This window comes from Pseudomonas sp. WS 5411, from assembly GCF_012985595.1.
Classification (GTDB): domain Bacteria; phylum Pseudomonadota; class Gammaproteobacteria; order Pseudomonadales; family Pseudomonadaceae; genus Aquipseudomonas; species Aquipseudomonas shahriarae.
Map to the genome: position 1 here is coordinate 56602 of NZ_JAARMC010000026.1, position 18438 is coordinate 75039.

Annotated in this window: 14 protein-coding genes; 11 read left to right on the forward strand and 3 right to left on the reverse strand. The window is 61.5% G+C overall.

What is annotated here, in order from left to right:
• Nucleotides 1-5 precede the first annotated feature (5 nt).
• Nucleotides 6-2003 carry a bifunctional tRNA (5-methylaminomethyl-2-thiouridine)(34)-methyltransferase MnmD/FAD-dependent 5-carboxymethylaminomethyl-2-thiouridine(34) oxidoreductase MnmC gene (mnmC, locus tag HBR93_RS23770; RefSeq protein WP_169961209.1) on the reverse strand — a complete coding sequence of 666 codons (1998 nt, stop codon included), beginning with the start codon at nucleotides 2001-2003 and terminating at the stop codon, nucleotides 6-8.
• A 197-nt stretch (nucleotides 2004-2200) separates the two neighbouring features.
• Here mnmC and HBR93_RS23775 point away from each other — a divergent pair, with 197 nt between their 5' ends.
• The 4 genes from HBR93_RS23775 (at nucleotide 2201) to HBR93_RS23790 (ending at nucleotide 7241) form a co-directional block, all read left to right on the forward strand.
• Entirely contained in the window at nucleotides 2201-2872 is a 672-nt protein-coding gene (locus tag HBR93_RS23775; RefSeq protein WP_169961210.1) for a DUF6543 domain-containing protein, read from the forward strand.
• 29 nt (nucleotides 2873-2901) lie between these two features.
• The gene (gene pap / locus HBR93_RS23780) at nucleotides 2902-4419 is read left to right on the forward strand and encodes a polyphosphate:AMP phosphotransferase (RefSeq protein WP_057958886.1); all 1518 of its coding nucleotides are present in this window, start codon (nucleotides 2902-2904) and stop codon (nucleotides 4417-4419) included.
• Nucleotides 4420-4520: 101 nt separating this feature from the next.
• Entirely contained in the window at nucleotides 4521-5705 is a 1185-nt protein-coding gene (locus HBR93_RS23785) for a thiolase family protein (protein WP_169961211.1), read from the forward strand.
• Between the two features lie 576 nt (nucleotides 5706-6281).
• The gene (locus HBR93_RS23790) at nucleotides 6282-7241 is read left to right on the forward strand and encodes a DMT family transporter (protein ID WP_169961212.1); all 960 of its coding nucleotides are present in this window, start codon (nucleotides 6282-6284) and stop codon (nucleotides 7239-7241) included.
• A gap of 1 nt (nucleotide 7242) precedes the next feature.
• Here HBR93_RS23790 and HBR93_RS23795 read toward each other — a convergent pair whose 3' ends face one another.
• Nucleotides 7243-8631, reverse strand: coding sequence for a class II fumarate hydratase (locus tag HBR93_RS23795; protein WP_057440775.1), 1389 nt, complete (start codon nucleotides 8629-8631; stop codon nucleotides 7243-7245).
• Between the two features lie 193 nt (nucleotides 8632-8824).
• Here HBR93_RS23795 and HBR93_RS23800 point away from each other — a divergent pair, with 193 nt between their 5' ends.
• From HBR93_RS23800 to HBR93_RS23830, 7 genes are all read left to right on the forward strand, one after another.
• A complete protein-coding gene (locus tag HBR93_RS23800; protein ID WP_115127820.1) occupies nucleotides 8825-9340 on the forward strand; it encodes a DUF2059 domain-containing protein in 516 nt (171 codons plus the stop codon).
• Between the two features lie 3 nt (nucleotides 9341-9343).
• Entirely contained in the window at nucleotides 9344-9646 is a 303-nt protein-coding gene (locus HBR93_RS23805) for a BolA/IbaG family iron-sulfur metabolism protein (RefSeq protein WP_169961213.1), read from the forward strand.
• Nucleotides 9647-9764: 118 nt separating this feature from the next.
• A complete protein-coding gene (locus HBR93_RS23810) occupies nucleotides 9765-10706 on the forward strand; it encodes a rhodanese-related sulfurtransferase (protein ID WP_057440777.1) in 942 nt (313 codons plus the stop codon).
• Between the two features lie 36 nt (nucleotides 10707-10742).
• Nucleotides 10743-11345 carry a DsbA family protein gene (locus HBR93_RS23815; protein ID WP_169961215.1) on the forward strand — a complete coding sequence of 201 codons (603 nt, stop codon included), beginning with the start codon at nucleotides 10743-10745 and terminating at the stop codon, nucleotides 11343-11345.
• On the forward strand, nucleotides 11338-13143 hold the full coding sequence (locus HBR93_RS23820) for an ABC transporter ATP-binding protein (RefSeq protein WP_169961214.1): 1806 nt from the start codon (nucleotides 11338-11340) through the stop codon (nucleotides 13141-13143). Before HBR93_RS23815 ends, HBR93_RS23820 begins: the two co-directional genes overlap by 8 nt.
• Before the next feature lie 95 nt (nucleotides 13144-13238).
• A complete protein-coding gene (locus tag HBR93_RS23825) occupies nucleotides 13239-15698 on the forward strand; it encodes an EAL domain-containing protein (RefSeq protein WP_115127823.1) in 2460 nt (819 codons plus the stop codon).
• Nucleotides 15699-15744: 46 nt separating this feature from the next.
• Complete coding sequence (locus HBR93_RS23830; protein WP_057958894.1) at nucleotides 15745-16536, forward strand: iron-containing redox enzyme family protein; 792 nt, start codon at nucleotides 15745-15747, stop codon at nucleotides 16534-16536.
• Nucleotides 16537-16558: 22 nt separating this feature from the next.
• Here HBR93_RS23830 and HBR93_RS23835 read toward each other — a convergent pair whose 3' ends face one another.
• Complete coding sequence (locus HBR93_RS23835; RefSeq protein ID WP_057445202.1) at nucleotides 16559-17485, reverse strand: GGDEF domain-containing protein; 927 nt, start codon at nucleotides 17483-17485, stop codon at nucleotides 16559-16561.
• Nucleotides 17486-18438: the final 953 nt, after the last annotated feature.

Consider the following 18438-nt stretch of genomic DNA (forward strand, 5'->3'; position numbering starts at 1 on the left):
AGTGCTCACTGAGGTTTTTTCGTCACGTTGCTGCGAATTAACGCGCGTAGGGCGAAGCGACTCGGATGACAGGCCTCGGCGACACTGCGGGGCAGGGGCAGCGGTTCGTTGTCCAGCCACGCGGCCAACAGTTCGGCGCACAGGGGAGCGGTGATCAGGCCCCGTGAGCCGTGGCCGCTGTTGACGTACAGGCCGTCCAGCCATGGGCAGGCGATGTCCGGCGTATGCCGGGCGTCCTTGCGCAGGGCGTCATAGGCCTGGGCAAACGCCTGGGGATCGACCAGCGGCCCGACAATCGGCAGATAGTCCGGGCTGGTGCAACGAAACGCGGCGCGCCCCTCCAGGGTGTGTGGGGACAGGCTGTCGGCGCGCAGGCGCTGGGCCAGGTCCGGGGAAATCTCCTGCAGCAGCGCCAGGTTACCGGCATGCTCGGCAGCGGTCGGCGCCAGGTCATCACTCTTGAAATCAAAGCTGGCGCCCAGGGTGTGCTCGCCCAGGCGGACCGGCGCGACATACCCTTCGGCACAGACCACCGTGGCCAGCGCCTGGCTGTCGGTGGTCTGCGGCAACCGGGTGATTTGCCCGCGAATACGTTTAAGGGGCAGCTCGGCACTGGCGGCAAAACGCTTGACCTCGGCCGCCCCGGCCAGCACCACCACGGGAGCGCTGGCCAGCAACCTGTCACCGTCCCAGGCCTGCCATTGCTCGTCTACCTTGCGCAGTTCCAGGGCTTCATGCAGCACGTGCACGGTGATGCCCGGCTGGCGTGCCTGCCACTGGCAGAGGGCGGGCGGATGCACCCAGCCACCCTCGGGGAAAAACAGCCCGCCATACGCCAGGCCGACCCCGGCTCGGGCCTGGGCCTGATCCCTGTCCAGCAGGTGCAGCAAGTCCGGAGCAAATGCCTGGGCCAATTGGGCCTGGCGTTCGGCCTCCTTGGCGTTGAACGCCAGTTGCAGCACGCCACAAGCGTCCCAATCCACCCCTCGTTGCAGGTGTTCCAGCAGGCGCCGGGTATGCCCGAAGCCGCTGACAATCATCTGCGACAAGGCGGTGCCGTGGGCTGACAGCTTGAGGTAGAGCACCCCTTGCGGATTACCCGAGGCCTCCTGGGCCAGGCCTTCATGGCGTTCCAGCAGGCTCACCTGCCAGCCCCGTGCGGCCAGGCTCGCAGCACTGGTACAGCCGGCCATGCCGCCGCCGATCACCAGGGCGCGGCGCTCTCCCTTGAGGGCCGTCGGCCTGGCGAACCAGGGCTTGATCGGGGCCGGTAGCGGCGCGTCGGCCGGCCAACCGAGAAACTCGCCGCGCAGGATTTCCCACTTGTGACCGATGCCCGGTGTGCGCTTCATCTTGAACCCGGCGCTGTTGAGCAGGCGCCGCACCCAGCCGGTGCTGGTAAAGGTGCTGATGGTCGAGCCCGGGGCCGCCAGCCGTGCCAGCTCGGCGAACAGTTCGGCGGTCCACATGTCGGGGTTTTTCGCCGGGGCAAAACCGTCGAGAAACCAGGCGTCGATCTGCGCATCCAGTTGCGGCAGTTGCTCCAGGGCATCGCCGATCAGCAGGGTCAGCGTCACGCGCCCGTTCGCCAGGATCAGGCGCTGGAAGCCCTGATGAATGGCGACGTACTGCGCCAGCAATTGGTCAGCCAATGGCTTGAGCGCTGGCCAGAGGGCGAGGGCGCGTTGCAGGTCGGCGTGGCGCAGCGGGTACTTTTCCACGCTGACAAAATGCAGGCGCGCGCCCGGTACCGCGTGTTGCTCAAACAGCTGCCAGGCACACAGGAAGTTCAGCCCGGTGCCAAACCCCGTTTCCCCGATTACCAGGCGCCCGCCCACGGGCAGCGCGGCAAACCGCTCCTGCAGGCGGTTCTGCTCGAGGAACACGTAGCGGGTTTCATCCAGGCCCGACTTGTCGGAGAAATACACGTCGTCGAACACCCGCGAGCGTGGGCGTCCCTGGTCGTCCCAGTCGAGCTGGGCATTGGGCTGTACGGGGTTCATGGGCAACTCGGCAAAGACAAGGCGGCCATTCTAGTCGATCACGGGGGGCAGGGTTGAACCGGGTGTTAGCCGGCTACTTCATACATGGAAAAACTCCCGGCGATAGCCCCCGATTCGATCAACAATCAGCGTTAATCCGGCGGGTTGGCGCAGGGTATCGTTAGGCGTTCAATCCTAGGCAATAAGGGACATTGCTGATGTCGGTACAGGACGATTTAACCCACACATTCACGCAGTTGACGCAGCACCAGTTGCAAGCCGCCTTGCTCGAAATGACCGGCGATCTGGCCAAGGCCGAGGTCCTGCAAAAGCGCCTGCCGGGCTGGATGATCAATGCCCCGCAAGGTGTGCTGGAGGCATTGGAAACTGATGGCGCGAGGGCTGAAGAGGCGCGCGCGGCGGTCGCAGATCGCTTGCGGTCATTGCGCCCGCTGGATGAGTTCTGCTATGAGCGGTTGAAGGCTTACTGCCAGGCACAGTGGCAGGTCACGGTGGAGCCGAGAAAGGATCTGTTTGTGCGCGCAGTCTATGCCTATGAGACAGATGTGTTGCCGTTGGAGTACGTGAGGTCGGTCACGCTGGAACAACAGAGTTTGTTGCACATGGCGCTGCAGAACTTTTCTGCGGATGAAGCGCGTGCGCAACACTATCCCGGCGAATCACGGCTGCAGTCGGCGGGCGCTGCGCGGGGGATGATCGCCGTTGCGCCCCACGAATTCGCCCAAGGCTGCAGGGCCCTGGATCTTGGCCGCTTGTACCAGCGGCACATCAGCGAGGTGTTCAAGCTCGACACCGACGAGCAGCCCGGTCAATTGATCCACGGCAAGTGGCGTGGAATTGCTTGCCCGCCGTGCTGCCCAATCCGCTAGTCTTGATCCATCTTGGAAGGGAGTCGCCCATGTTTGAATCCGCCGAAATTGGTCACGCCGTCGATAAGGACACTTACGACGCAGAAGTCCCGGCCTTGCGTGAGGCCTTGCTGGAAGCGCAGTTCGAGTTGCACCAGCAGGGACGCTTCCCGGTGATCGTACTGATCAATGGCATCGAAGGCGCCGGCAAGGGCGAAACCGTCAAGCTGCTCAATGAATGGATGGATCCGCGCCTGATCGAGGTGCGCACCTTCGACCAGCAGACCGACGAAGAACTGGCCCGCCCGCCGGCCTGGCGCTACTGGCGACAACTGCCGGCCAAGGGGCGCATGGGCGTGTTCTTCGGCAACTGGTACAGCCAGATGCTGCAGGCGCGGGTCCATGGCCAGATCAAGGACGCACGCCTGGACCAGGCCATTGCCGGGGCCGAGCGCCTGGAGCAGATGCTGTGCGATGAAGGGGCGCTGATCTTCAAGTTCTGGTTCCACCTCTCCAAGAAACAAATGAAGGCGCGGCTCAAGGCCCTGCAGGACGACCCGCTGCACAGCTGGCGTATCAGCCCGCTGGACTGGCAGCAGTCCGAGACCTACGACAAGTTCGTGCATTTTGGCGAGCGCGTGCTGCGCCGCACCAGCCGTGACTATGCACCCTGGCATGTGATCGAAGGCGTGGATGCCAACTACCGCGGGCTGACCGTGGCCAGGATCCTTCTGGAGGGCCTGCAAAATGCCCTGAAGCTGTCCAAGGCCAGGGCCAGCGGCATCCATCCGGCGCCCTTGCCATCCTCGGTGGACCAGATGAGCCTGCTGGACAGCCTGGACATGACCCAGCGCCTGGAAAAGGACGACTACGAAGAGCAACTGATTACCGAACAGGCGCGGCTCTCGGGCCTGATGCGCGACAAACGCATGCGCAAACACGCGCTGGTCACGGTTTTTGAAGGTAACGACGCGGCGGGCAAGGGCGGGGCGATCCGCCGCGTGGCGGCGGCACTGGACCCGCGCCAGTACCGCATCGTGCCGATTGCCGCGCCCACCGAAGACGAGCGCGCCCAGCCATACTTGTGGCGGTTCTGGCGGCAGATCCCGGCGCGGGGCATGTTTACCGTGTTTGACCGCTCCTGGTATGGCCGGGTGCTGGTGGAGCGGGTCGAAGGCTTTTGCACCACGGCCGACTGGATGCGCGCCTACGCCGAGATCAATGATTTCGAGGAGCAATTGCGCGACGCCGGGGTGATCGTGGTCAAGTTCTGGCTGGCGATTGATAAACAGACCCAGCTGGAGCGTTTTCAGGCCCGGGAAGAGATTCCGTTCAAGCGCTTCAAAATCACCGAAGACGACTGGCGCAACCGCGACAAGTGGGATGTCTACCGGGCCGCGGTGGGCGACATGGTGGACCGCACCAGCACCGAGATCGCGCCCTGGACCCTGGTGGAGGCCAACGACAAGCGCTGGGCACGTGTCAAGGTGCTGCGCACCATCAACCTGGCGCTGGAAGAGGCATTCGCCAAGTCCGACAAGCACGACAAAAAGAAGAAGCACAAATAGCGCCATGCTTTTGCATACGCCAGGTGAATGATCGTCGCGATCGCCAGGCCCTGGATCTATCCTCGATCTGTCTCCCAATAACGACAAGATCGAGGTAGCCCATGCGTGAAGTAGTGATCGTCGACAGCGTGCGAACCGGCCTGGCCAAGTCCTTTCGCGGCAAGTTCAACCAGACCCGTCCTGATGACATGGCCGCGCATTGCGTCAACGCCTTGCTGGCACGCAGTGGCATCGACCCGGCCAGTGTCGAGGATTGCATTGTCGGCGCCGGCTCCAACGAAGGCGCCCAGGGCTACAACATCGGCCGCAACGTGGCGGTGCTGTCGCGCCTGGGCACCGGCACCGCCGGCATGACCCTCAACCGTTTCTGTTCATCGGGGCTGCAGGCGATTGCCATCGCGGCCAACCAGATCGCCTCGGGGTGCAGCGACATTATTGTCGCCGGTGGTGTCGAGTCCATCAGCCTGACCATGAAGAGCGTGAATACCGACAACCTGATCAACCCATTGCTCAAGGAGCAGGTGCCGGGCATCTACTTCCCCATGGGCCAGACCGCCGAAATAGTTGCCCGCCGCTATAACGTCAGCCGCGAAGAGCAGGACCTGTACGCCCTGCAAAGCCAGCAGCGCACCGCCCAGGCCCAGGCCGAGGGGCTGTTCGACGATGAAATCGTGGCCATGGCGGTCAAGTACAAGGTCGAGGACAAGCACTCCGGCGAGGTGCAGATCCTCGACGGCGTGGTCGATCGCGACGACTGCAACCGCCCGGACACCACCCTGGCCAGCCTGAGTGGGCTCAAGCCGGTGTTTGCCGAGGATGGTTCGGTGACGGCAGGTAACTCATCGCAACTGTCCGACGGCGCGTCGATGACCCTGGTGATGAGCCTGGAAAAAGCCCTGGAACTGGGGCTCAAGCCCAAGGCGTTTTTCCGTGGCTTTACCGTGGCCGGCTGCGAGCCGGACGAGATGGGCATCGGCCCGGTGTTCTCGGTGCCCAAATTGCTCAAGGCCCGTGGCCTGCAAGTGGCGGACATCGACCTGTGGGAGCTCAACGAGGCGTTTGCGTCCCAGTGCCTGTATGCGCGCAATCGTCTGGAGATCGACAATGCCAGGTACAACGTCAACGGTGGTTCGATCTCCATTGGCCATCCGTTCGGCATGACCGGGTCACGGCAGGTCGGGCACCTGGTGCGGGAGCTGCAACGGCGCAATTTGCGTTATGGCATCGTCACCATGTGCGTGGGCGGCGGGATGGGAGCAACCGGGCTGTTTGAAGCTGTGCGCTGATCTGGCCCTGGGGGCCCAATTATTAAATGCAGCTTCGTGCTCTGGCTCTGCTGTTGTTGCTCTGCTTTTGATCTGGCTTTTGATCTTGATCTTAGGCGCCCCGTTAAACCACGATGGCCGCAGGCAGGCATTGCGCAGTGGGCACCCCGGCATGGATGCCGGGGTAGCCGCGACACGGCCATGGATGGCCGATCGCGGCGGGCCCACGGAGCAATGCCTGACTGCGGGCATGCCGAGCCTAGGCGAGGCACCGAGTGGTGGGGCAAGAGCCCTTTTGGTTACTTTTGGGGCTCTTTTCCAAAAGTGACCCGCTGTAAGAGCGGAACCAATAGCGGCCGTTACCGCAGCAATGGATATGTACACATACCCAGAGGATAGCTGTGTAGATACCCATGCTGCGATAGCGTCACCGCGATGCAACTGATGTACCGAGGTGCTTGCATCGCAGGCAAGCCAGCTCCCACACAAGCCAGCTCCCACAGTTGATTTGCGGTATGCCTGATAAAAAACTTCGCCAAGGCCCACCCACATCCCCCTAGAATGCGGCTTCCTCTACCTCTGGCTCTTGGGGCACTCATGCACATCTCTTCCGGCCGCTGGGTCTACGGTTTATCCCTGACCCTGCTGACCGCGCTGCTCTGGGGCATTCTGCCGATCAAGCTCAAACAGGTGCTGCAGGTGATGGACCCGATCACCGTGACCTGGTTTCGCCTGATGGTGTCCGGCAGTTGCCTGTTCGTTTATCTGGCCGCTGTCAAGCGTCTGCCCAGCCCGAAAGTCTTGGGCAAACGCGGTGGCTGGCTGGTGGCGATGGCGGTGTGTGGGCTGCTGGGCAACTACGTGCTCTATCTGGTGGGGCTGAAGATGTTGAGCCCCGGCACGGCGCAACTGGTGGTGCAGATGGGGCCGATCTTTTTGATGATCGCCAGTGTGTTTCTGTTCAAGGAGCGTTTCAGCCTGGGGCAGGGGGTAGGCCTGTTGGTGCTGATCATCGGCTTTGCACTGTTCTTCAACCAGCGCCTGGCGGAGCTGCTGACATCCCTGGGCACTTACACCGCGGGGGTGCTGACGATTCTCCTGGCGACCACCATCTGGGTGTTCTACGCCCTGGGCCAGAAGCAATTGCTGACGGTATGGAATTCACTGCAGGTGATGATGGTGATCTACCTGTCTTGCGCATTTCTCCTGTTGCCCTGGGTACAACCCATGGAGGCGCTGCAACTGAGCCCATTGCAAGGCTGGCTGTTGCTGGCGTGCTGTTTCAATACGCTGATTGCCTATGGCGCCTTTGCCGAAGCCTTGGCTCACTGGGAAGCGTCGCGGGTCAGTGCGACGTTGGCGATTACACCGCTGGTGACCTTTGTGGCGGTGGCGATTGCCGCCTGGTTGTGGCCTGACTATGTGCATGCCGAGCAGATCAATGGCCTGGGTTACGGCGGTGCGGTGCTGGTGGTGTTGGGGTCGGCGTCGGTGGCGTTGGCGCCGTCCTTGATCGCCGGGCTCAAGGCCCGGCGCGCAAGGTTGGCCCACCTTTAGGTCAATGCCCGGCTTCGAGCATATTCTCCGGGCGTACCCACTGGTCGAATTCGGCATCGGTGAGGTAGCCCAGCTCCAGCGCTGCTTCACGTAGCGTCAGCCCTTCGGCATAGGCTTTCTTGGCAATCTGCGCCGACTTGTCATAGCCGATATGCGGGTTCAGCGCGGTCACCAGCATCAAACCCCGTTCCAGGTGCGCGGCCATTTGCTCGGCGTCGGGCTCAAGGCCCGCGATGCAATGCTCCTGGAAGTTGCGGCAGCCATCGGCCAGCAAGCGGATCGACTCCAGCAGGTTGTGGATAATCACCGGCTTGTACACGTTCAACTGCAAATGCCCTTGGCTGGCGGCAATGCCGATGGTCACGTCGTTGCCCAGTACCTGGCAGGCCAGCATCGACAGCGCCTCGCACTGGGTCGGGTTGACCTTGCCGGGCATGATCGAACTGCCCGGCTCATTGGCCGGCAGGCGCACTTCGGCCAGCCCAGCGCGTGGCCCCGAGCCCAGCAGGCGCAGGTCGTTGGCGATTTTCATCAAGGCCACGGCCAGGGTTTTCAGGGCGCCGGACAGGGTGGTCAGCGGCTCATGGCCCGACAATGCGGCGAACTTGTTGGGCGCGGTGACAAACGGCAGCCCGGACAACGCAGCGATTTCCGCGGCAATCGCCTCGCCAAAGCCATGGGGCGAGTTCAGGCCGGTGCCTACCGCCGTGCCGCCCTGGGCCAGCTCGCACACGGCGGGCAGGGCGCTGCGAATGGCGCGCTCGGCATAGTCCAGTTGGGCGATGAACGCGGAGACTTCCTGGCCGAAAGTGATCGGCGTGGCGTCCATCATATGGGTGCGGCCGGTCTTGACCAGCTTCATATGGCGCGCCGACAACTCCGCCAGCCCGCCAGACAGCTCGCGCAACGCCGGCAGCAACTGCTCGTGCACCGCCTGTACGGTGGCGATGCTCATGGCGGTGGGGAAGCAGTCGTTGGAGCTCTGGGAGCGGTTGACGTGATCGTTGGGGTGTACCGGGCTCTTGCCGCCACGGGGCCCGCCCGACAGCTCGTTGGCGCGGCCGGCGAGCACTTCGTTGGCGTTCATATTGCTCTGGGTGCCACTGCCGGTCTGCCAGACCACCAAGGGGAACTGGTCATCGTGCTGGCCGTCGAGCACTTCGTCGGCGGCCTGTTCGATCAGCCGGGCAATATCGGCGGGCAGGTCGCCATTGCGGTCGTTGACCCGCGCCGCCGCTTTCTTGATCAGGACCAGGGCGTGCAGTACCGCCAGTGGCATGCGTTGTTCGCCGATGGCGAAATTGACCAGTGAACGCTGGGTCTGTGCGCCCCAGTAAGCGTCATCCGGGACTTGTACTTCGCCCAGGCTGTCGGTTTCGATACGGCTCATCGCAGGGACTCTCCTTGTAGTCGGTTTGCGCAGTTTAGGCCCTGGGGGGGCGTTTGGGTTCCATAAAAGCCATTTCATCGGCCAAACCCCCGCAAAACCAGGCGCTGTAAGGCGTGGGGTTGAGTGCCAGCGTTTTTTAGGCGCAGAATGGTCGCCCTTGGGGTATTACCTCGCCAGCTAGAAAGGAAACTCGATGACTCGTCTTCGTGCCATCTGTACCGCGGTTGCTCTGGTCTGTGCCAGCGGCCAGGTTCTTGCCGATACCGCCAGCCACAACGCCAGTGCCGAAGCCTTCCTGACCCTGGCTCACGCGGACAAGCTGGGCACCCCGGTGTACATGCAAGTGCAGCAAATGTTCGCCCAGCGTTTCGAGCAGACCAAGGCGCCTGCCGCCAAGCAAACCGTGCTCGACACCTACCAGGCCAAGGCCAACGCCGCCCTGGACCAGGCCATTGGCTGGAACAAGCTCAAGCCGGACATGGTCAAGCTCTACACCAGCAACTTCAGCGAGTCCGAACTCAAAGACCTGGTTGCCTTCTACAAGTCGCCACTGGGCAAGAAAGTCCTGGAGAAAATGCCGCAACTGACCCAGCAATCGGCCCAGTTGACCCAGGCCAAGCTGGAAAGCGCGGTACCTGTCGTGAACAAGCTGTTGGAAGACATGACCAACGAACTGACCCCCAAAGCCGCACCCGCCAAGAAGAAGTAAGCAATGACCATGCAGCAGCGTATCGAATCGGCACTTGCCGCCGCCCTCAGCCCGGAACACCTGAGTGTGCTGGACGAAAGCCATATGCACAGCCGTGGATTGCAGACGCATTTCAAGGCCGTGCTGGTCAGCCAGCAGTTCGACGGGCTCAACCGCGTCAAGCGCCACCAGAAGGTCTACGCCACGTTGGGCGACCTGATGAGCGAGTTCCATGCACTGGCGCTGCATACCTACACGCCTGAAGAATGGGCAAAAACCGACGCAGCCCCGGCCTCGCCGACCTGCGCTGGCGGTAGCAAACACTGATATCCGGCTGCTACAAGGGCCTATGTTTTGCTAGAATCCGCAACGCGCCGCTCAGTCGGCGCGTTTTTTTTGCATCCGGTTCACCCTTTACGAGGGTAGCCACCTGGAGAGAACACCCATGACACACCCCATCGTCGTGGCGGCACTGTATAAGTTCGTCACCCTCGAAGATTACGTCGCCCTGCGTGAGCCCCTGTTGCAGGCCATGGTCGACAACGGCATCAAGGGCACCTTGCTGATCGCCGAAGAAGGCATCAACGGCACCGTTTCCGGTAGCCGCGAAGGCATTGATGGCCTGATGGCCTGGTTGAAGAACGACCCACGCATGGTCGATATCGACCACAAAGAGTCGTACTGCGATGAACAGCCGTTCTACCGCACCAAGGTCAAGCTGAAAAAAGAGATCGTGACCCTGGGCGTCGAAGGCGTCGACCCGAACAAGAAAGTCGGTACCTATGTTGATCCACAAGACTGGAACGCGTTGATCAGCGATCCAGAAGTGCTGTTGATCGACACCCGTAACGACTATGAAGTATCGATCGGCACCTTTGAAGGCGCAATCGACCCGAAAACCACGAGTTTTCGCGAATTTCCCGACTATATCAAAGCCAACTTCGATCCGGCCAAGCACAAGAAAGTCGCGATGTTCTGCACCGGCGGGATTCGTTGTGAAAAGGCCTCGAGCTATATGCTCAGCGAAGGCTTTGACGAGGTGTATCACCTCAAGGGCGGCATCCTCAAATACCTCGAAGAGGTGCCCCAGGCAGAGACCAAATGGCAGGGTGACTGCTTTGTCTTCGATAACCGCGTGACCGTGCGCCACGATTTGAGCGAAGGTGACTACGATCAATGTCATGCCTGCCGTACACCGGTTAGCGTAGAGGACCGCGCATCCGAGCACTACGTGGCCGGCATCAGTTGCCCGCACTGCTGGGATAAGCTGTCCGAGAAGACCCGTCGCAGTGCGATCGACCGCCAGAAGCAGATCGAGCTGGCCAAGGCCCGCAATATGCCGCACCCGATTGGTTACAACTACAAGCAATCATCCACCGAGGCTTGAACCATGTCTGCGCGCCTGCTCTATGTAATGGACCCGATGTGTTCCTGGTGCTGGGGTTTTGCCCCGGTGGCCAAGGCCCTGGTTGAGCAGGCCCAGGCGGCTGGCGTGGAATTGCACCTGGTGGTGGGCGGCTTGCGTACCGGCAGTGGTGCGGCGCTGGAACCGACTACTCGGCGCTATATCCTGGAGCACTGGCAGGCGGTGACCGAGGCCACGGGCCAGCCGTTCCGCCTGGAGGGCGCCTTGCCTGAAGGGTTTGTGTATGACACCGAGCCGGCCTGCCGGGCCCTGGTCACTGCGCGTGGCCTGGCGCCGGATTGCGCCTGGACCTTGCTCGGGCTGATCCAGCAGGCCTTTTATGTCGAGGGTCGCGATGTGACCCGCGCCAGTGTGCTGGTGGAGCTGGCCGAGACCGCCGGGGTGCCGCGTATCGAGTTTGCCGAGGCCTTTGACCGCGCCGAACAACATGCCGCCACGGCCGCCGACTTCACTTGGGTCCAGGACCTGGGCATCGCCGGTTTCCCGACCTTGCTGGCCGAACGCAATGGCCAGTTGGCGTTGTTGACCAATGGCTACCAGCCGCTGTCCGAGCTGTCGCCGCTGCTCGGTCGCTGGCTGGAGCGAGCTGCCTGTGCATGATCAGCCAACACCACGGGTTGATCGGCTGACCTGGGCAGAAATCCGTCGCCTGGCCCTGCGCCATAAAAAATCCCTGTGGATTGCCAACGGTGTCGCCGTACTGGCGACCCTGTGCAGCGTACCGATTCCCTTGCTCCTGCCGTTGCTGGTGGACGAAGTGCTGCTGGGCAATGGCGATGCCGCGTTGCAGGTGATGAACCACGCGTTGCCGGCGGCCTGGCAGCAGGCTGCCGGGTATATCGGCCTGATGCTGCTGATCACCCTGGTATTGCGCTGCGCTGCGTTGGTGTTCAACGTGGTCCAGGCCCGCCTGTTTGCGGGGCTGGCCAAGGACATTGTCTACCGCATCCGCGTGCGGCTGATCGAGCGGCTCAAGCGTATTTCCCTGAGTGAATACGAAAGCCTGGGCGGTGGCACCGTGACCACACACCTGGTCACCGACCTGGACACGGTGGACAAGTTTGTCGGGGAAACCTTGAGCCGGTTCCTGGTGGCCACCCTGACCCTGGTCGGCACCTCCGGGATCCTGATGTGGATGCACTGGAAGCTGGCCCTGTTGATCCTGTTGTTCAACCCCCTGGTGATCTACGCCACGGTGCAGTTGGGCAAGCGGGTCAAGCACCTGAAAAAGCTCGAAAACGACAGCACCTCGCGGTTTACCCAGGCCCTGACAGAAACCCTGGATGCCATCCAGGAAGTGCGCGCCGGCAATCGCCAGGGGTTTTTCCTCGGGCGCCTGGGGCAGCGTGCCCAAGAAGTGCGCGACTTTGCCATCAACTCCCAGTGGAAAAGCGACGCCTCCAGCCGCGCCAGTGGCCTGCTGTTCCAGTTCGGCATTGATATCTTCCGCGCGGCGGCGATGCTCACGGTGCTGTTTTCCGACTTGTCCATCGGCCAGATGCTCGCGGTGTTCAGCTACCTGTGGTTCATGATCGGCCCGGTGGAGCAACTGCTGAACCTGCAATACGCCTACTACGCAGCCGGTGGCGCGCTGACGCGGATCAACGAACTGTTGGCCCGCGCCGACGAACCGCAATACGCAGGGGGCGAAGATCCGTTTACCGGGCGCGAAACCGTGGGTATCGAGGTGCAGGGCCTGGACTTTGGCTATGGCGAAGACCTGGTGCTCAACCAGTTGAACCTGGTCATCGCCCCCGGCGAGAAGGTGGCGATTGTCGGCGCCAGTGGCGGCGGTAAAAGTACCCTGGTGCAATTACTGCTGGGGCTCTACACCCCGCAGGCGGGCACGATCCGCTTCGGCGGCGCAACCCAGCAGGCGATTGGCCTGGAAACCATCCGCGAGCATGTCGCGGTGGTGCTGCAGCATCCGGCACTGTTCAACGACACGGTGCGCGCCAACCTGACCATGGGCCGCGAGCGCAGTGATCAAGCCTGCTGGCAGGCCCTTGAAATTGCCCAGTTGGATGCTACGGTCAAGGGGTTACCCCAGGGCCTGGACAGTATTGTCGGGCGCTCGGGCGTACGTTTGTCCGGCGGCCAGCGCCAACGCCTGGCGATTGCCCGGATGGTGCTGGCCGAGCCGAAAGTGGTGATCCTCGACGAAGCCACCTCGGCCCTGGATGCGGCCACCGAATACAACCTGCACCAGGCACTGGCGCGGTTTCTCAGTGGGCGTACTACACTGATCGTTGCTCACCGTTTGTCGGCGGTGAAGCAGGCTGATAGGGTATTGGTGTTTGACGGTGGGCATATAGCCGAAGACGGCGACCACCAGCAGCTGATAGCCGACGGCGGTTTGTACGCCAAGCTTTACGGACACTTGCAACAAGTTCGCTGAAACGATCCCGGTACCGATCCTGGAGGGATCGTGTTTGGCCTCGGCTGTGCTGTCAGGAGCAGTTTTTACTCGCCTGTGCTGATGCAAGGGATCTCATGAAGCAGAAGCGAACTCTCGGAACACCCCGTTTGCTGGGCATTGTCTGGCCTTTTATTGCGGTTGTACTGTTCCAGGCATTACTGGGCTGCGTCAGCCTCTATATGCTCTCGGCCGTGCGCGGTTATGTGGCGGGCGAAAGCCTGTGGTCCAAGGGCCAGAAAGATGCCATCTATTACCTGACCCTGTACGCCGATAACCGCGACCAGAAGACCTTTCTCAAATACCAGAACGCGATTGCCGTGCCCCAGGGCGGGCACGAGCTGCGCATCGCCCTGGACCGCCCAAACCCTGACCTGGCGGCCGCGCGCCAGGGGATCCTCAAGGGCGGCAACCATCCGGATGACGTGTCGAGCGTGATCTGGCTGTACCTTAATTTCCGCCATTTCAGTTACCTGGAAAAAGCCATCGAGCTGTGGACCGTGGGCGATGGCTACCTGGTGCAACTCGACGACCTGGCGCAGGAAATGCACCGGGACATCCTTGCCAACCAAGCCACCAGCGCCGACATCCATGCCTGGAAAGAGCGCATCATCGCCATCAACGATAGCGTGACGCCGGCGGCCAAGGCTTTCAGCGATGCCCTGGGTGAAGGCTCAAGGATGATTCTGCGCCTGCTGCTGATCACTAACCTGGCCACCGCCCTCGGCCTGATTGCCCTGGCCTTGTTGCGCACCCGCAAGCTATTGGCCCAGCGCCATGCGTTTGCCGATGCCTTGCAAGTGGAGAAGGAGCGGGCGCAGATCACCCTGGAGTCCATCGGCGACGGAGTGATTACCACCGATGTCGACGGGGCTATCGCCTATATGAACCCGGCGGCGGAGTCCCTGACCCACTGGAAGGCTGCCCAGGCCCAGGGCCTGCCCCTGGCGGCGTTGTTCAATCTGCTGGATGAAAACGCCCAGGCCGAAGGGTTTGCCCTGATCGAGCATATTCTTGGCGGTCAACTCACCGGCGGCAGCGAACACTCCAAGCTGATCCAGCGTCTGGATGGCAGCACGGTCTCCGTGACCCTGGTAGGTGCCCCGATCCGCAGTGCCGGAAAGGTCAGCGGGGCAGTGTTGGTGTTGCACGACATGACCCAGGAGCGCCAATACATTGCCAACCTGTCTTGGCAGGCGACCCATGATGCCTTGACCGGGCTGGCCAACCGCCGTGAATTTGAATTCCGCCTGGAGCAGGTGTTGCATGGCATCGGGCGCCAGCAGTCGGGGCATGCCTTGATGTTCCTCGACCTGGACCAGTTCAAGCTGGTCAACGACACCTGTGGTCACGCGGCGGGCGATGAGTTGTTGCGGCATATCTGCGCGCTGCTGCAATCGGACCTGCGCGAAGGCGATACGCTGGCTCGCCTCGGGGGCGATGAGTTTGGTATTCTGCTCGAGAACTGCCCGCCACTGGTGGCCGAGAAAATCGCCGAAAGTCTGCGTCGCACCGTGCAAAACCTGCACTTTGTCTGGAAAGGCCGGCCGTTTGTCACCACGGTCAGTATCGGCCTGGTCCATATCTCGCACATCCCGACCACCCTTGAAACTTCTTTGCGCGCCGCGGATATGGCCTGCTACATGGCCAAGGAGAAGGGGCGTAACCGGGTGCAGGTCTATCACGCCGATGACTCCGAGTTGTCCTTGCGCTTTGGCGAGATGGCCTGGATCCAGCGCCTGCACATGGCTTTGGAGGAGAACCGCTTCTGCCTGTATGCCCAGGAAATCGCGGCCTTGGGCCATACCGAGGCGGGTGCCGGGCATATCGAGATCCTGTTGCGCCTGCACGACGAAGCGGGGCGGATCATTTTGCCCGACAGCTTTATCCCGGCTGCCGAGCGTTATGGGTTGATGACTTCGCTGGACCGCTGGGTGGTGGAGAACGTATTCAAGCTGATTGCCCGTTGCATGATCGAGCGACCGGGCAGGCCCATGGCGATGTGTGCGATCAACCTGTCGGGCATCACCATCGGCGATGACGACTTCCTGAGCTTCCTGCGGGAGAAATTCAACGCCTATGGCATTCCGCCGAGCATGATCTGTTTTGAAATCACCGAAACCAGCGCCATTTCCAACCTCGGCAGTGCGATTCGTTTTATCAATGAGCTCAAGGCCTTAGGCTGTTTCTTCTCCCTGGACGACTTTTGCGCCGGAATGTCCTCATTCGCCTACCTCAAACATTTACCTGTAGACTTCCTGAAGATCGATGGAAGTTTCGTAAAGGATATGCTGGACGACCCGATTAACCGCGCCATGGTCGAAGTGATCAACCACATCGGCCATGTCATGGGTAAACGCACTATTGCCGAGTTTGTCGAAACGCCGCACATCGAGCAGGCATTGCTTGAGATCGGCGTGGACTACGCTCAGGGCTACCTGATTGAGCGCCCGCAATTGTTTACCTTCGATAGTTTGCAGTGTCGACCTGCGCGCCCGCAGCCTCTGTTATTCCGGGCGCCCGGCACGTTCCGCTGAAACATCTGCTGGTCTGTACACATCACACATCAAAAGGAGCCCGACAGTGATCGACACATTCAGCAGAACCGGCCCGCTTATGGAAGCCTCAAGTTACCCCACCTGGGCTCAGCAATTGATCCAGGACTGTAGCGAGAGCAAGCGCCGAGTTGTCGAACACGAACTGTACCAGCGCATGCGCGATAACAAGCTCAGTGCCAAGACCATGCGCCAATACCTGATTGGTGGCTGGCCAGTGGTGGAACAGTTCGCGTTGTACATGGCACAAAACCTGACCAAGACCAAGTTTGCCCGTCATCCTGGCGAGGATATGGCGCGGCGTTGGTTGATGCGCAATATTCGCGTGGAACTGAACCATGCCGACTATTGGATGCATTGGGCACGCGCCCATGGCGTGGGCCTGGAAGAACTGCAAGCGCAGAACGTGCCGCCCGAGTTGCACGCACTGAGTCATTGGTGCTGGCACACCAGTTCGGCCGATTCGTTGATTGTTGCGATTGCCGCTACCAACTACGCCATCGAGGGGGCCACTGGGGAGTGGTCTGCGCTGGTGTGTTCGACGGGCGTGTATGCCGCAGCGTTCCCCGAAGAAGATCGCAAGCGCGCCATGAAGTGGCTGAAGATGCATGCCCAGTACGACGACGCCCACCCGTGGGAAGCGCTGGAAATCATCTGCACCCTGGCGGGGATGAACCCGAGCAAGGCGTTGCAAGTGGAGTTGCGCCAGGCCGTGTGCAAGAGCTACGACTACATGTACCTGTTCCTGGAGCGTTGCATGCAGTTGGAGAAAACCCCGGTGATCCGCGAACGCCAGGTACTGGCGGCCAGCGAAGCCTGACCCCGGCAGGGCGGGGTAGGGGTTACCCCGCCATTGCCAGGCGGTTGCGGCCTTCGCGCTTGGCCACGTACAAGGCGCTGTCGGCCCGGCGCAGCAAGCTTTCGGCCGACTCGCCTACCAGCAAGGTCGCGCAACCCAGGCTCACCGTCAATTCGATACGCGTGGTGTCCGCCCAGTAGTCCTGGGCCTGTGCTGCCTGGCGCAAGCGTTCGCCGACCATGGTGGCGGCATCGCGGCTGGTGTTGGAAAGCAGGATCAGGAACTCGTCCCCGCCAAACCGAAACACCATATCCACATTGCGCAACTGGCTTTTGATCGAGGCTGCGACGGCCTTGAGCACTTTGTCGCCGGTGGCGTGGCCGTGGCTGTCGTTGATGCGCTTGAAGTGATCGATGTCGAGCATCAGCAAGGACAGCGGATGCAGATGCCGCTTGGCCATCTCGATCTCCCGGCCCAGGGTCTGGTCCATGGCGACGCGGTTGCCGGTCTCGGTCAATGGATCGCGCAGGGCGCTGCGGGTCGCGGCGCGATACAGCAAGGCATTGCGCATGGGGTACAGCAGGCTGGCCAACAGTGATTCCAGGTTGCCCTGTTCCTCTTCGCTGAAGCGCTGGTTGCGGCGAAACACCAACTCCCCCAGGTGCTCGCCCTGATGGCTGAGGCTGTAACTCACGGAGTGATGACCGCGCTGGCCATATTCCAGACGCAGGTCGCTGGTTTCATGGCGGTATTGCAGGGCGTCCAGGGGGACCAGGCGCTGCACTTCGCGAAAAAACAGGCCGAGGATCCGCTCCGCTTCCAGGCTGGTCTGCAATTGCAGATTCAGTTGCTGGCGCAGTTGCGCAAGGCTGATGGGTCGGCGGGCGACGATGGAAGGCTGGCCAAAGCCCAGGCGTTGCAATTTGGCACTGTCGAAGTCAATTGCGTTGGTCTGGGTCGGTGTTTTCATAAACGGGCAGGCCTCTAAGCACAGAATGCTGTCTTACAGGCTCGATGGGAGCGGTTACTGGCGGGCGCCTTACTGTTCCTTCAGTTCCGTAAAACTTGGGTAACAGTCTAGTCCGCTTTGCCGGGGGTTATAACCCCTGATCCCATGCCGCACGTCTTGATGTCGCGCTGCCTGCTTAAGCAAATTGGAGCGAAAAGCGTGCCATTTAGTGCAATTAGTTTTTTGTGCTTATAAAACAAGGGGATGGGGTTTATTGAGGAAAAGGCGTGGTGGAAATTTGGCGCAGGCCCATTTTGGCGGGCTTGCTTGCGATGGCGATAGGTATCACACAATTCTTTTTTGGGTATGTGTACATATCCGTTGCTGCGGTTATGGCGGCTATTGGTTCCGCCCTTACGGCGGGTCACTTTTGGAAAAGAGCCCCAAAAGTAACCAAAAGGGCTCTTGCCCCACCACTCGGTGCCTCGCCTAGGCTCGGCATGCCCGCAGTCAGGCATTGCTCCGTGGGCCCGCCGCGATCGGCCATCCATGGCCGTGTCGCGGCTACCCCGGCATCCATGCCGGGGTACCCACTGCGCAATGCCTGCCTGCGGCCATCGTGGTTTAACGGGGCGCCTGAGATCAAGATCAAGATCAAAAGCAGAGCAACAGCAAAGCCAGAGCGCGAAGCTGCATTCCCCTGTGGGAGCTGGCTTGCCTGCGATGGCGGTTCATCAGCCAATACATTTATCGACTGATACACCGCCATCGCAGGCAAGCCAGCTCCCACAGATATATGCGCACGCCTCGATGATCAGGTCGGCTCTAAGGCCGCCTCGCTTTGCTTTTGATCTGAGGCGCCCCGTTAAACCACGCTGGCCGTCATCCGATTTTGATTTGGGGGGTAACCCGGCAGGACGCCGGGTTAGCCGCGCTGGGCCATGGATGGCCCATCGCGGCGGCCCCCCAAATCA

What these genes read in the sequence shown, in the direction of transcription:
- mnmC (WP_169961209.1), bottom strand. Translation starts at nt 2,003, where the DNA reads ATGAACCCCGTACAGCCCAATGCCCAGCTCGACTGGGACGACCAGGGA.
- HBR93_RS23775 (WP_169961210.1), top strand. Translation starts at nt 2,201, where the DNA reads ATGTCGGTACAGGACGATTTAACCCACACATTCACGCAGTTGACGCAG.
- pap (WP_057958886.1), top strand. Translation starts at nt 2,902, where the DNA reads ATGTTTGAATCCGCCGAAATTGGTCACGCCGTCGATAAGGACACTTAC.
- HBR93_RS23785 (WP_169961211.1), top strand. Translation starts at nt 4,521, where the DNA reads ATGCGTGAAGTAGTGATCGTCGACAGCGTGCGAACCGGCCTGGCCAAG.
- HBR93_RS23790 (WP_169961212.1), top strand. Translation starts at nt 6,282, where the DNA reads ATGCACATCTCTTCCGGCCGCTGGGTCTACGGTTTATCCCTGACCCTG.
- HBR93_RS23795 (WP_057440775.1), bottom strand. Translation starts at nt 8,631, where the DNA reads ATGAGCCGTATCGAAACCGACAGCCTGGGCGAAGTACAAGTCCCGGAT.
- HBR93_RS23800 (WP_115127820.1), top strand. Translation starts at nt 8,825, where the DNA reads ATGACTCGTCTTCGTGCCATCTGTACCGCGGTTGCTCTGGTCTGTGCC.
- HBR93_RS23805 (WP_169961213.1), top strand. Translation starts at nt 9,344, where the DNA reads ATGACCATGCAGCAGCGTATCGAATCGGCACTTGCCGCCGCCCTCAGC.
- HBR93_RS23810 (WP_057440777.1), top strand. Translation starts at nt 9,765, where the DNA reads ATGACACACCCCATCGTCGTGGCGGCACTGTATAAGTTCGTCACCCTC.
- HBR93_RS23815 (WP_169961215.1), top strand. Translation starts at nt 10,743, where the DNA reads ATGTGTTCCTGGTGCTGGGGTTTTGCCCCGGTGGCCAAGGCCCTGGTT.
- HBR93_RS23825 (WP_115127823.1), top strand. Translation starts at nt 13,239, where the DNA reads ATGAAGCAGAAGCGAACTCTCGGAACACCCCGTTTGCTGGGCATTGTC.
- HBR93_RS23835 (WP_057445202.1), bottom strand. Translation starts at nt 17,485, where the DNA reads ATGAAAACACCGACCCAGACCAACGCAATTGACTTCGACAGTGCCAAA.